Origin of the sequence: Pseudomonas lini (assembly GCF_001042905.1) — a bacterium.
GTDB classification, from domain to species: Bacteria; Pseudomonadota; Gammaproteobacteria; order Pseudomonadales; family Pseudomonadaceae; genus Aquipseudomonas; species Aquipseudomonas lini.
The window spans coordinates 549505-563159 of record NZ_JYLB01000002.1 but is presented as its reverse complement, the minus strand read 5'-3'; the positions used below and the strand labels follow the sequence as shown (position 1 = coordinate 563159).

Annotated in this window: 12 protein-coding genes; 6 read left to right on the top strand and 6 right to left on the bottom strand. The window is 59.9% G+C overall.

All coding sequences use genetic code 11. From position 1 onward, the window contains the following. Positions 1-184 precede the first annotated feature (184 nt). The 3 genes from sixA to TU81_RS06980 are packed head-to-tail and all read right to left on the bottom strand — an operon-like array spanning position 185 to position 2037. The gene (sixA, locus tag TU81_RS06990) at positions 185-637 is read right to left on the bottom strand and encodes a phosphohistidine phosphatase SixA (RefSeq protein WP_038979481.1); all 453 of its coding nucleotides are present in this window, start codon (positions 635-637) and stop codon (positions 185-187) included. Further along, positions 634-981, bottom strand: coding sequence for a DUF4389 domain-containing protein (locus TU81_RS06985; protein WP_038979480.1), 348 nt, complete (start codon positions 979-981; stop codon positions 634-636). The genes sixA and TU81_RS06985 overlap by 4 nt, the downstream gene beginning before the upstream one ends. Positions 982-1011: 30 nt before the next feature. Beyond that, positions 1012-2037 carry an NAD(P)H-dependent glycerol-3-phosphate dehydrogenase gene (locus tag TU81_RS06980; protein ID WP_038979479.1) on the bottom strand — a complete coding sequence of 342 codons (1026 nt, stop codon included), beginning with the start codon at positions 2035-2037 and terminating at the stop codon, positions 1012-1014. Positions 2038-2233: 196 nt separating this feature from the next. On the opposite strand from TU81_RS06980, the gene TU81_RS06975 reads away from it, so the two are divergent. From TU81_RS06975 to TU81_RS06950, 6 genes are all read left to right on the top strand, one after another. Next, entirely contained in the window at positions 2234-4357 is a 2124-nt protein-coding gene (locus TU81_RS06975) for a TonB-dependent receptor plug domain-containing protein (protein WP_048394235.1), read from the top strand. 1 nt (position 4358) lies between these two features. Then, positions 4359-5291 carry an ABC transporter substrate-binding protein gene (locus TU81_RS06970; RefSeq protein WP_048394233.1) on the top strand — a complete coding sequence of 311 codons (933 nt, stop codon included), beginning with the start codon at positions 4359-4361 and terminating at the stop codon, positions 5289-5291. After that, a complete protein-coding gene (locus TU81_RS06965; protein ID WP_048394229.1) occupies positions 5288-7189 on the top strand; it encodes an ATP-binding protein in 1902 nt (633 codons plus the stop codon). Before TU81_RS06970 ends, TU81_RS06965 begins: the two co-directional genes overlap by 4 nt. Positions 7190-7436: 247 nt before the next feature. Beyond that, positions 7437-7952, top strand: coding sequence for a 3-hydroxyacyl-[acyl-carrier-protein] dehydratase FabA (gene fabA / locus TU81_RS06960; RefSeq protein ID WP_007899046.1), 516 nt, complete (start codon positions 7437-7439; stop codon positions 7950-7952). Between the two features lie 11 nt (positions 7953-7963). Next, positions 7964-9184 (top strand): beta-ketoacyl-ACP synthase I, encoded by a 1221-nt coding sequence (fabB, locus tag TU81_RS06955; RefSeq protein ID WP_038979475.1) that lies wholly within the window; start codon positions 7964-7966, stop codon positions 9182-9184. A 365-nt stretch (positions 9185-9549) separates the two neighbouring features. Further along, positions 9550-9738 (top strand): hypothetical protein, encoded by a 189-nt coding sequence (locus TU81_RS06950; RefSeq protein ID WP_008011665.1) that lies wholly within the window; start codon positions 9550-9552, stop codon positions 9736-9738. Positions 9739-9805: 67 nt separating this feature from the next. Here the strand turns inward: TU81_RS06950 and TU81_RS06945 are convergent, their stop codons facing one another. The 3 genes from TU81_RS06945 to relA form a co-directional block, all read right to left on the bottom strand. Further along, the gene (locus tag TU81_RS06945; protein ID WP_007899055.1) at positions 9806-10348 is read right to left on the bottom strand and encodes a DUF2058 domain-containing protein; all 543 of its coding nucleotides are present in this window, start codon (positions 10346-10348) and stop codon (positions 9806-9808) included. Positions 10349-10376: 28 nt separating this feature from the next. Then, on the bottom strand, positions 10377-11210 hold the full coding sequence (gene mazG, locus TU81_RS06940; RefSeq protein ID WP_048394227.1) for a nucleoside triphosphate pyrophosphohydrolase: 834 nt from the start codon (positions 11208-11210) through the stop codon (positions 10377-10379). 130 nt (positions 11211-11340) lie between these two features. Beyond that, positions 11341-13584: a GTP diphosphokinase gene (gene relA / locus TU81_RS06935; protein WP_038979473.1), complete on the bottom strand. Its 2244-nt coding sequence runs from the start codon at positions 13582-13584 to the stop codon at positions 11341-11343. Positions 13585-13655: the final 71 nt, after the last annotated feature.

The following is a 13655-nucleotide window of genomic DNA, read 5'->3' as shown; positions in this document are numbered from 1 at the left end:
ATGGAACGCCTCCGCCCTTGTAGGAGCGAGGCTTGCCCGCGAAGGGGCCTTCGAAGACGCTAAAAGCTTCGCGGGCAAGCCTCGCTCCTACAAAAGCAAAAGCCAGAGCCAGAGCCAGAGCCAGAGCCAGAGCCAGAGCCAGAGCCAGAGCCAGAGCCAGAGCCAGAGCCAGAGCAGAGGCAGGTTAAGGGTGCTTGATGCCGTTGAGCCTCATCGACCCGATCAGCAGTTCATTGTTCTCCAGCTCGGCCAGGCCGGCGGTGCTGACTTTTTCCGGTGGATAGCCAGCGCCGTGCTGCAGATAGCTCAGCAGGTTGCCCACCAGCGGATTGTGACTGACCAGCAGGACGTCACTCACCGATACAAGCTGCTCCGCCACCTTGTCCGGATCAGTATCCGGGGTCAGCCATTCGACGGTGCGGATCTCTGGCTCGAAACCCAGAGCCTCACGCACCAGCAAAGCGGTCTCCTGCGCTCGCAAGAAAGGACTGGCATAAATGGCGGTGAGCGGCTGGCCGATCAATTGGGCCGCAGCACGCAACACCTCTTCACGGCCGTGGGCGGTCAATGCCCGCTCGGAGTCCGGACGAGTACCGTGAGGTTCGGCTTCGCCATGACGCAATACCCAGAGTTTCATAGTTTTGGCTCCTCATCTCGGGCCGGATGCGGTGCTGGCGCCACAACGTGCGGAGCTTCACCTTCCGGTGTACGCGGCGTCGGCCAGTCGGCGAACGGCCAGGGCTTCTGGTCGCTGTGAAAGCTGCCGAAACGACCGATCTGCGCCAGAAACTGGCTCAGGCTGTCGCCGAAATTCATCAAGCTGGCGCTCGGTGCGCCATAAATCAAACGATAGATCAGCTGCACAAATACCACCGCACCGAGGATCAATTGCGCCACTTGCCAGACCAGCACATAGACAATCATCCACAGCACTCGCAGCAGGATGGATTCGTACTTGGCTTCTACTTTCTGATCGTTCATGTCTCACTCCGTTCCTATTGAGTAGAGGGTTCAGTTGAAACCGCTGGTTGAAATAAAGTCGACGTCGGTTTTCGGCTCGCCACGCATCAGCAGTGCGATCACCTGTTCAAGCGTGCGGCCTTCGAACAGAATCGCATGCAATCCGGCGACCAATGGCATATACACGCCAGCTTCATGCGCCTTGGCCTTGAGCACCTTAAGGGTGTTCACGCCTTCGGCGACTTCGCCCAGGCGCGTCACCGCGTCTTCCAGGCTCAAGCCTTGGCCAAGGGCAAACCCGACCTGATAGTTGCGGCTTTTCGGCGACGAACAGGTGACGATCAAATCGCCGACACCCGCCAGACCGAGGAAAGTCATCGGGTTGGCGCCCTGATTCACCGCGAAGCGGGTCATTTCCGCCAGTGCCCGGGTGATCAGCATGCTCTTGGTGTTTTCACCCATGCCCAACGCCACCGCCATGCCGGCGATGATTGCGTAGACGTTTTTCAGCGCCCCGCCCAGCTCCACGCCAAAGCGGTCGGCGCTGGCGTACACGCGAAAGGTCCGGCCATGCAGCGCTTCCTGAACCTGTTGGCAAAGCGCTTCGTCTTCGCTGGCGACCACGGTGGCGGTCAGCGCATGCTCGGCGATTTCACGGGCCAGATTCGGGCCCGACAGCACGCCGATGCGCGCTTGCGGGGCAATTTCTTCGAGGATCTCGCTCATCAGCTTGAACGTATGGGCTTCGATGCCTTTGGTCAGGCTCACCAGCAGTTTGCCGCTCAAACGTTCGGCGTGAGGGACCAATACCGAGCGCAGCGCGCTGGATGGCAGCGCGACGAAGCACAGGTCGCAGGCCTCCAGGGTGGCTTGCAGGTCCGTGACCGCCTCCACCGCCGGAAGAATCTTAATGCCTTTGAGGTAACGCGGGTTCTCACGATTGACCCGAATGGCCTCGGCCTGTTCGGGGTCGCGCATCCACAGCCGGACCTGATGCCCATTCTCGGCCAGCAGATTAGCCACGGCGGTACCAAAACTTCCGCCTCCCAGGACCGCAATTGGGCGCTGATCAGTCATATGCAATCCGTTAATCCATACCAGTGGCGATGCCGGCATTATACGGAGCGGCCCGGTCGCGGCCAGCCCCAGCATCAATTACCGACACTTGTAGGAAGAAGACCAAGAAAACCGAGGAAAATGCCCATAACGTGACTGGAAAAGTCTTTGCGCTCGGTTAACATGCGCGCCAACTAATCGCTATCAAGGCCGTACCGTGTCTTTTGGCTTTCCCCGTCCTCGCTCGCCGCTGGTATTGGCGCTGATCTTCAGCTCGCCATTGCTGGCCGACGACCTGTTCCTCGACAATGATCCGTTGCCGCAAGTGCTGACGGCGACGCGCTTGAAGCAGTCGCCTGCGGCCGTGCCGGGGAGCATGACGGTGATCGACAGCGAACTGATCAATGCCAGCGGCGCGCGGGACATCAGCGAGTTGCTGCGGCTGGTGCCGGGGATGATGGTCGGTAATATCAGCGGCAATCAGGCGGCGGTGAACTACCACGGCACCAATGCCAGCGAAGCGCGGCGCATGCAAGTGTTGATCGACGGCCGTTCGGTGTATCGCGCAGGCCTGGCCACGGTGGACTGGAGTGATATTCCGGTGGCCATGGAAGACATCGAGCGCATCGAGGTTTTCCGTGGCCCGAACACCGTCAGCTACGGCGCCAACGCGCTGATGGCGGTGGTCAATATCATCACCCGCAAACCGGCCGACAGCCACGGCACGCGACTGAAAGTCACCCGTGGCCAGCGCGGTATCAATGATTTCTACGCCAGCCAGGGCATGGGTTGGGACAGCGGCGACTTACGCCTTTCGCTGTCCGGCCAGCAAGACGATGGCTTCGACTCGGACCGCACCGGCGCCGATTACCGCGACAGTCGTCGCTTGAACCGCTTCAGCCTCGCCGTCAGCCAGACGCTCAATGAAAACCAGAGCATCGACTTGCAACTGAATGCCAAGGACGGGACCAACCAGCGGCCCTATACCTACCGTCCGGTATTTTCAGGGATTACTGCCGCCGGGAACAATTCCGACGTCATTGCCAAGGACTATGCCGGCTCGCTGCGCTGGAATCTGGACATCAATCCCGATCACAGCCTTTATATTCAAGGCTCGGCGCAACACTGGGATCGCCAGCAAACCTGGCGTGCCTGCGATGCCGAGATCTCATTCAGCCCGGAACTGACCGAGCTCTGGCAACTCAATCCGAATTACACCGAACGCCTGGCGCGCAACATGGTGCGCTTTACCAGCTTAGGTGCACCGACAGGCACACCGGCCGAACAGGCATTGGGCAATCAGGTGCTGGATCAATGGCGAAATGGCGCCCGGCAAACCCTCTGCGGCGACATCGACCAGAGCGCCCGGGAATCGCGCTACGACCTCGAACTGCAAGACACGCTCAGCCTGTCCGACAGTCTGCGGCTGGTCAGTGGCATGAACTATCGTTACGACCGGGCCAATTCCGAGACCTACTTCAATGGCACGCTCGACGACACCACCTGGCGGGCGTTCGGCCAACTCGAGTGGCGCGCCACCGAACACTGGTTGCTGCAGGGCGGGGCGATGTACGAAGACACGCAATTGACCGGCCACTCGCTGACCCCGCGGGTGGCGGTCAATTACCTGATTAACCCGCGCCACGGCTTGCGCGCGGTGTATTCGGAAGCCATCCGCTCGCCGGACATGTTCGAGAACAACGTCAACTGGAGTTATCAGGTGACCAACCTGAAGCCCAGTGCCTACGGCCAGTCCAGCGCCCGCTATTTCGTCAAGACCCGTGGCCCGGGTGACCTCGAACAGGAACGCATGCGCTCCCGGGAATTGGGCTACAACGGCTACTTCGCAGAGTGGGGGCTGGCGGTCGACGTGAAGCTGTTCTACGACGAAATCACCGGCATGATCAGCGAACCACTGCGCAACAACCAGTACATCGCCAGCAACTCGAACAGCTCGCGCTTCACTGGAACTGAAACCCAGCTGGATTGGCGCGTCAGCAGCGCCGATCGTCTGCGCCTGACTTATGCCTATGTCGACGCCGAAGCCAGCAACCCGCTGGATGCACAACAGACTGCGCGCAACAGCGGCTCCGCCGGTTGGCTACGCAATTGGGGCCAGGGCTGGAACAGCGCGCTCTTCTACTATGGTGCCGACGCCCTCAACGGTTACCGCTTCGAACGGGTCGACACCCGCATCGCCAAACGCATCGGTTTAGGCAAGGCCAATCTGGAACTGGCCGGGGTCCTCCAGCAACGCCTCGACAATCAGCCCACCACCTTCGTCGACAACAACTACGACGATCGCCGGGTGCTCTACTTCAGCGCGGAGCTGGAGTTTTAAGATGCCGCATCGCCCGTCACCGAAGACGCCAACCCTTGGCCGCCTGCTGGCCGGGTTGTGCCTGGTGTTTACCGGGCTGCTGTGCAATCTGCCGGCACGGGCCGCTGACATTCTGCTGACCGGCGCCGAGGACGGTGCCGGCGTGCAGTCTTTCGTTCAGGCCCTCAGCGAGTTGCGCCCCACCGACAGCGTGCGCTTCCAGCCTGTCGCCAGCCTGCCGGCGCCAGGCCAACTGCCCGTCGACACCCGTCTGGTTCTGCTCGACTTGCCCAGCCTCGACTGGCGCCTGCAAGACGCCCAGGGCCCGGCAACGCTGGTGCTGCGCATCAGTCGCCTGCAAGCCCGCCAACGCTTGGGCAATGAAATGCCCCCGCACCTCAGCCTGCTCTGGAGTGATCCGCCGCTGGACCGACAGTTGCGCCTGACCCGACTGCTCCTGCCTGAGGCCCGGCGGGTCGGCGTGCTTGTCGACAGCCACAGCGAATTTTTGTTGAAAGAAGTGCGTCAGGCCGCCCTGCCCCTGGGCCTTGAAGTGGTCACCGAGCGTTGGGATAACACCAATGACAGCCGTCCCTTGCAGGCCCTGCTGAAAAACAGTGATGTGCTGCTGGGCCTGGACGACCCTGATCTGTACAACCCGAAAACCGTGAAAAACCTGCTGCTCAGCAGCTATGCGCGGCAACTGGCGCTGATCGGTCCCAACGCAGCCTTTGTCAGGGCCGGCAGTCTGGCCAGTACTTACAGCGACCAGAACGATTGGCTGAAGATTCTCGACGAGCTGCTCGACCGCCCCTCGAGCACCTGGCCGCGCGCACTGTATCCGCAACACTTCAAGGTCTTGAGCAACCCGCAAGTGGCTCGTTCACTCAGTATTGAACCGATGAATGAAGCCTCTGTCGCAACACAGCTGGCCGAAGGAGAACGCCGCCCATGACCTTCCGTCGCGGTTGGGACATCAATACCCGCACCCAGATCATCAGCCTCGGCCCGGCCCTGCTGCTGACGTTGCTGCTGATCAGTTTTTTCACCTTCGTGCGAATCCAGGACCTGCGCCAGGAACTCAATCACACCGGTCAGCTGATCGCCAATCAACTGGCGCCGGCCACCGAATACGGGGTCATTTCGGGTAACAAAGAGGTGCTTGAAAGTTTGCTCAAGGCCACCCTGGCGACGCCCAACGTACGCTTTCTGGAAGTACAGGACAGAGCCAACCGGATTCTGGTGTACGTCGAGCAACCGTCGGAAGCCCACAACCGCTCGCATCAGGTCGAAGTGTTCCAGGCACCGGTGCGCCTGCAACGCATCGCGCTCAACAATGACTTTTTTCAGAACAGCCGTACCGCCGCCAGTGCGCCGGGCGAGGATTATCTGGGCCGGGTGATCGTCGGCCTGTCCAATGACGCCTTCAACCAACGCCAGCAGGAAATCCTCTTCAAGGCCGGGATCCTTGCCTTGTTCGCTCTGCTGTTTACGTTTTTGCTGGCTCGACGCCTGGCCGGCAGCCTGTCGCAACCGATCCACGACATCGGCAACGCCGTCAAGGCGATCCAGAAGGGCGACTACAAAACGCCCCTGCCGATTGTCGACGACACTGAACTGGGCGCCCTGTCGCAGCACATCAACAACCTTGCCCAAGGCCTTGAGCAAGCCAGTCGCGAACAGCATCAGGCCATGGCGCAATTGATCCAGACCCGCGAGGAAGCGGAAAAGGCCAACAACGCCAAATCCGATTTCCTCGCGATGATGAGTCACGAATTGCGCACGCCGATGAATGGCGTGCTCGGCATGCTGCAACTACTGGAAACCACCGACATGACCGAGGAGCAGATCGAGTACGCGGCGCTGGCCTCGGAATCCACCGAGCACCTGCTCAAAGTGATCAACGACATTCTCGATTTCTCGCGCATCGAGCGTTCGGAACTGGAGCTGGAGCATATTCCGTTCAACCTCGCGGACCTGATCGGCAGTTGTGCCCAGTCGTTCCAGCACAGCGCGGTGCAACGCGGGCTCGACTTGCAACTGCGGATACCCGAGGACATGCGCATCCTGCAGGTTCAGGGCGATCCGACGCGGATCCGGCAGATTCTGGTCAATCTGGTCGGCAATGCGCTGAAATTCACCGAACGGGGCCGCGTCACGATCGAACCGCAATGGCAGTCCCTGGATCACGAACTGCTGTGGTTCACCTGCACCGTGCGCGACAGCGGAATCGGCATCCCGCCCGCAAGCCTGGAGTTAATGTTCAACGCGTTCCAGCAGGCCGACAGTTCTATTTCAAGACGTTACGGCGGCACCGGACTGGGGCTGCCGATTGCCCGCACTCTGGCTGAGCGGATGGGCGGCACCTTGCGTGCTCAGAGCGAAGAAGGCGTTGGCTCGGTGTTCACCCTGGAAATCCCTTTGGCTCTGTATAAGCAGCCATTGCCAGCGTTGACGCCACGAGGACATACCGGCAATGACCACGGCGAAGGTCGCGATGTGCTGCTGGTGGAGGACAACGCGGTCAATCGCACCGTTGTCGAAGCAATGTTGCGCAGTCTGGGCTTTACTGTCAGCGTCGTCACCGATGGTGCACAAGCGGTGCGTAGCGCCGAGAGCCGGACTTTCGACGCGATTCTGATGGACTGCCGACTGCCGGTCATCGACGGTTACGAAGCCACCCGACAGATTCGCCAACTGCCCGGCTGTGCTGACGTGCCGATCATCGCGCTGACGGCCAATGCCTTGCAGGGCGACCGCGAAGCCTGTTTATCGGCGGGAATGAACGATTACCTGGCCAAGCCCTTCAAACGCACGGATCTGCAGCAAATTCTGCAGCGTTGGGTGCAGTAGTACAGGCCTTTCGGCTATCTGCGACTGGCGTGAAAGACGAAAGTGCGGCAGTCTTAGGCACCCGAACAGGCCCGAAAAGGGGCTTGAATAATAATTTCAGTGCACAAGTGTACATTCATGTCCTTGGTGCTGTGACTTTCACCACAACGCAATAGTCTATGAGTAGGCTGCTGACTCGAGGCATGAACGCTTCGATCGGCCGGGAAGATTCGCCCCACCCTGCCGCATGGACTATTGAGGAGCTCGCATGACCAAACAAAACGCCTTTACTCGGGAAGACCTGCTGCGCTGCAGTCGTGGTGAGTTGTTCGGCCCAGGTAACGCGCAACTGCCCGCCCCGAACATGCTGATGGTCGATCGCATCACCCATATCAGCGAAGAGGGTGGCAAGTACGGCAAGGGTGAATTGGTCGCCGAGCTGGATATCACTCCAGACCTGTGGTTCTTCGCCTGCCACTTCGAAGGTGATCCGGTAATGCCGGGCTGCCTGGGCCTCGATGCCATGTGGCAACTGGTCGGTTTCTTCCTCGGCTGGCAAGGTCTGCCGGGCCGCGGACGCGCCTTGGGTTCGGGCGAAGTGAAATTCTTTGGCCAGGTACTGCCGACCGCCAAGAAAGTCACCTATAACATCCATATCAAACGCGTCCTGAAGGGCAAGCTGAACATGGCCATTGCCGATGGTTCGGTGACCGTCGACGGCCGCGAAATCTATACCGCCGAAGGCCTTCGGGTCGGCGTTTTCACCTCCACTGACAACTTCTAAGGGTTATCCGCATGCGCCGCGTCGTTATCACTGGTCTGGGCATCGTTTCGTGCCTGGGCAATGACAAAGAGACCGTCTCCGCTAACCTGCGTGCAAGCCGCCCTGGCATCCGGTTCAACCCGGAATATGCTGAAATGGGTCTGCGTAGCCAGGTTTCCGGCTCCATTGACCTTCCCCTCGAAGAGCTGATCGATCGCAAGATTTTTCGCTTCGTCGGCCACGCGGCGGCTTACGCCTATCTGGCCATGAAAGACGCCATCGCAGACTCCGGCCTGACCGAAGAGCAGGTTTCCAACGTGCGTACCGGCCTGATCGCCGGTTCCGGTGGCGCGTCGACCTTGAACCAGATGGAAGCGCTGGACATCCTGCGTGAGAAAGGCGTCAAGCGCGTCGGCCCGTACCGCGTCACGCGGACCATGGGCAGCACCGTTTCGGCTTGCCTGGCCACGCCGTTCAAGATCAAGGGCGTGAACTACTCGATCTCCTCCGCGTGCGCCACCAGTGCTCACTGCATCGGTAACGCTGTGGAGCAGATCCAGTTGGGCAAACAGGACATCGTGTTCGCCGGTGGCGGTGAAGAAGAACACTGGAGCCAATCGTTCCTGTTCGACGCCATGGGCGCACTGTCCAGCCAGTACAACGAAACCCCGGAAAAAGCTTCCCGTGCCTACGACGCCAAGCGTGACGGTTTCGTCATCGCCGGCGGTGGCGGCATGGTCGTGGTCGAAGAGCTGGAACACGCCCTGGCCCGCGGCGCGAAGATCTACGCGGAAATCGTTGGCTACGGCGCGACCTCTGACGGCTACGACATGGTCGCTCCAAGCGGCGAAGGCGCCATCCGCTGCATGCAGATGGCCATGGCCACCGTCGACACCCCGATCGACTACCTGAACACCCACGGCACCTCGACTCCGGTCGGCGATGCCATGGAAATGAAAGGTGTGCGTGAAGTGTTCGGTGACAAGGCCCCGGCCATCAGCTCCACCAAGAGCCTGTCGGGTCACTCCCTGGGCGCCGCTGGCGTTCACGAAGCGATCTACTGCCTGCTGATGATGGAAGGCAACTTCATGGCGGGTTCCGCCAACATCGACGAACTGGACCCGGAAGTGGCAGACATGCCAATCCTGACCAAGACTCGCGAAGACGCCGCCATCAACACCGTGATGAGCAACAGCTTCGGCTTCGGTGGCACCAACGCCACGCTGGTACTGAAGCGCTGGCAGGGTAAGTAATACCCCCGCCGCTTCGCCGTAAACAAAAACGCCCCGACTGGTTCGGGGCGTTTTTTTTGCCTCTGCTTTCCTGTAGGAGCCAGGCTTGCCGGCGAAGGCGTCCTTGAGTAGGTCTTCGCCGGCAAGCCTGGCTCCTACAGGTAATCAGGTTCAAATTCGTGGTTTTGCTCTTCGCAAACATGAAACATTTGTCATGAAACTCAATGGCCTGCGACTGAATGTCACGTATTTAGCGGGCTGCAGGACTTTTGCCGATTCTGCAAAAATGGGTTGCCGAACTCTGTCGTTTACTTAGCCAGCTAACAAAATATATAACAAAGGCCTGCACACGCCTTGCTGCAGATAACAGAGATTGGAGCTAGCAGATGACTGTAAAAGTAACTGAACGCGACGATTCACATATGTCCCATGAAGGCATCGCCGCCGGTATCCGCATCTGGGATGTACATCAACAAGACCTGCTGGTCGGGATGTTCCACTCCGAGACCGAAGCCCACAAGTACAAGGCCGAACTGGAAACACTGGAACAGCAGCGCGAAGCACGCTCTGCATAATTCATAGCATTGAAAACGACAAACCCCGCCATGAGCGGGGTTTGTCGTTTTTGCAGTTTCTAACGGCTTACCACATCAGATCGTCAGGGATCTGATAGGCCGCATACGGATCGTCTTCGGCGCTGACTTCTTCTGTCTTCACATTCAACTGCACGATGCGTTGTGGATCGCGCTCCTGAATCTTCAGGGCCGCTTCACGAGGGATCACTTCGTAACCGCCGGCATGATGCACGATCGCCAGCGAACCGCTGCTGAGCTTGTTGCGCATCAGCGTGTTGACGGAGATGCGCTTGACCTTCTTGTCGTCGACGAAGTTGTAGTAATCCTCGGTGGTCAGCTTGGGCAGGCGCGAGACTTCAATCAATTGCTTGACCTGGGCGGCGCGGGCCTTCGCTTCTGCCTTCTCCTGCTGCTGGCGGTTCAGCTCCTGGTCGCGCTTGACCTTCTCGGCCATGGCTTCCTGAGCGGCACGCTGCTGGGAGTCATCGAGTTCAATCTGGCCTTTGTGGGCCAGACGTTGCTGCTTCTGCTTCTCTTTGCCGACCTGTTTGGCCTGCTTTTGATTGACCAGCCCTGCTTTGAGCAACTGGTCGCGAAGGGAAATGCTCATGGTGCTTATTTCTCACTTAGGCAACTGCTCAACCGCAGCTGGGCAAATTCTTTTCCTGACGTTTGGCTTCGCCCCACAAGGCGTCCAACTCTTCGAGGGTGCAATCTTCTATGGGACGGTGGGTGTCGCGCAATGCCTGTTCGATAAATCGGAAGCGTCTTTCAAACTTTGAGTTCGCGCTACGCAGTGCCGTTTCCGGATCGACCTTGAGGTGTCGCGCCAGATTGACCACGGAAAACAGCAGGTCGCCGACTTCATCGGCAATCGCTGCCGAGTCATTGTCGGCCATGGCTTCGAGCACTTCATCGAGCTCTTCGCGCACCTTGTCGAGCACCGGCAAGGCGTCCGGCCAGTCGAAACCGACCTGCCCTGCGCGCTTCTGCAGCTTTGCCGAACGGGACAGCGCCGGCAACGCGGCAGGCACGTCGTCGAGCAAGGACAACTGCTGCGGCGCCGAAGACTTCTCGGCGCGTTCTTCAGCCTTGATCTCTTCCCAACGTTGCTTGACCTGCTCTTCATTCAAACGCGGGATGTCCTGCGACGCATACAGATCACCGGTGGGGAACACGTGAGGATGACGGCGGATCAGCTTGCGCGTGATGCTGTCGACCACACCATCGAACTCGAAACGCCCTTCTTCCCGGGCCAATTGGCTGTAATAAACCACCTGGAACAACAAGTCGCCCAACTCACCCTGCAAATGATCGAAGTCCCCGCGCTCGATGGCGTCGGCGACTTCGTAGGCTTCTTCCAGGGTGTGCGGGACGATGGTCGCGTAGGTTTGCTTGATATCCCACGGGCAGCCGTACTGCGGGTCGCGCAGACGGCTCATCAGGTGCAACAGATCTTCAAGTGAATACATCTTTCATTAATCTCTACACACTTCACTTGTAGGAGCGAGGCTTGCCCGCGAAGGCGGTGTGTCAGGAATGCCGCCTTCGCGGGCAAGCCTCGCTCCTACAGGTGTCACCATCAATTTCCGTGCAGGTCTCTCACGGTGTGCGGTTACGGCGGGTTTCGATGATGTTCGGCAACTGGGAAATCCGCCCCAGCAACCGTCCCAGCGCATCCAGCCCCGGAATTTCGATGGTCAGGGACATCAACGCCGTGTTGTCCTCTTTGTTCGAACGGGTGTTGACCGCCAGCACGTTGATCCGCTCGTTGAGCAGCACCTGCGACACGTCACGCAGCAGGCCGGAACGGTCGTAGGCGCGAATGATGATGTCCACCGGATAGGTGAGCACCGGCACGGGGCCCCAGCTGACCTGGATGATCCGCTCCGGCTCGCGCCCGGCCAGTTGCAGCACCGAGGCGCAGTCCTGACGGTGAATGCTCACGCCACGGCCCTGGGTGATGTAACCGACGATCGCATCCCCCGGTAGCGGCTGGCAGCAGCCAGCCATCTGGGTCATCAGGTTGCCGACGCCCTGGATCTGAATGTCGCCGCGCTTGCCCGGTTTGTAGCCGGTGGCTTTGCGCGGGATCAGTTCCAGCTGTTCGTTGCCGCGTTCCGGCTCGACCAGTTGCTGCGCCAGGTTCACCAGTTGCGCCAAGCGCAAATCGCCTGCGCCCAATGCGGCGAACATGTCCTCGGCGGTCTTCATGTTGGCCTTCTCGGCCAGCTTGTCGAAATCCACCTGCGGCAGACCGAGGCGATTGAGTTCGCGCTCAAGCAAGGTTTTACCGGCAGCGACGTTCTGATCGCGCGCCTGCAATTTGAACCAGTGGACGATCTTCGCCCGTGCCCGCGAGGTGGTGATGTAACCCAGGTTCGGGTTCAGCCAGTCGCGGCTCGGAGTGCCGTGCTTGCTGGTGATGATCTCGACCTGTTCACCGGTTTGCAGGCTGTAGTTGAGCGGCACGATGCGCCCGTTGATCTTGGCGCCGCGGCAGTTGTGACCGATTTCGGTGTGCACGCGGTAGGCAAAGTCCAGCGGTGTCGCGCCCTTCGGCAGGTCGATGGCGTGACCGTCCGGGGTAAAGATGTAAACCCGGTCCGGCTCGATATCGACCCGCAGTTGTTCGGCGAGGCCACCAATATCGCCCAGCTCTTCGTGCCACTCGAGAACCTGACGCAGCCAGGAAATTTTCTCTTCGTAGTGGTTCGAGCCGGACTTGACGTCGGTGCCTTTGTATTTCCAGTGGGCGCAAACCCCCAGCTCGGCTTCTTCGTGCATCGCATGGGTGCGGATCTGCACTTCCAGCACCTTGCCTTCAGGGCCGATTACCGCGGTGTGCAGCGAGCGGTAGCCGTTCTCTTTCGGGTTGGCGATGTAGTCGTCGAACTCTTTCGGGATGTGCCGCCACAGGGTGTGAACGATGCCGAGCGCGGTGTAGCAGTCGCGCATTTCCGGCACCAGCACGCGAACCGCGCGCACGTCGTAGATCTGGCTGAATTCCAGACCCTTGCGCTGCATTTTGCGCCAGATCGAATAGATGTGTTTGGCACGGCCGCTGATGTCGGCATCGACGCCGGTGGCCTGCAACTCGTCTTTGAGTTGGGTCATCACGTCGGCGATGAAGCGCTCGCGATCCAGCCGTCGCTCGTGGAGCAACTTGGCGATCTGCTTGTACTGGTCGGGCTCAAGATAGCGGAAGGACAAGTCCTCCAGTTCCCACTTGATGTGACCGATACCGAGGCGGTGGGCGAGCGGCGCATAAATGTCGAAGACTTCACGGGCGACGCGGTTGCGCTTCTCGTCGTCGGCGGTTTTCACCGCGCGGATCGCACAGGTGCGCTCAGCCAGTTTGATCAGCGCGACGCGCACGTCGTCGACCATGGCCACGAGCATTTTGCGCAGGTTCTCGACCTGGCCCTGAGTGCCCAGCACCAGCGATTGACGGGGGCTCAGGCTGGCGCTGATCGCCGCCATGCGTAACACGCCGTCGATGAGTTTGGCGACCACCGGACCGAAGCGCTGGCTGACTGCCGGCAACTGGATCTGGCCTTCGCGCACGCCGCGGTACAGCACCGCTGCAACCAACGAATCCTGGTCGAGTTTGAGGTCAGCGAGAATCTCGGCGATCTCAAGGCCCGTGCGGAAACTCGAGGTCCCTTCGGACCACAGATTCTTCGCCGCATTGGCTTGTTGTTCGGCCTCGCGAGCGAACTCGCAGGCTTCCTTCAAGGCTTCGCGATCCAGTGCCGCATCGACACTGACCGCATGATCGAGCCAAGCCTCGAGGTTGATACTGCCGTCAGTGTTGATCGGCTGGTGTGCTCTCACCTGTACCATCTTGCTTTACCTTCCCTACGACGCAGATTCAATGCGTCAAATCGCTGACCTTTGCTGCCCGTGTGCACTCG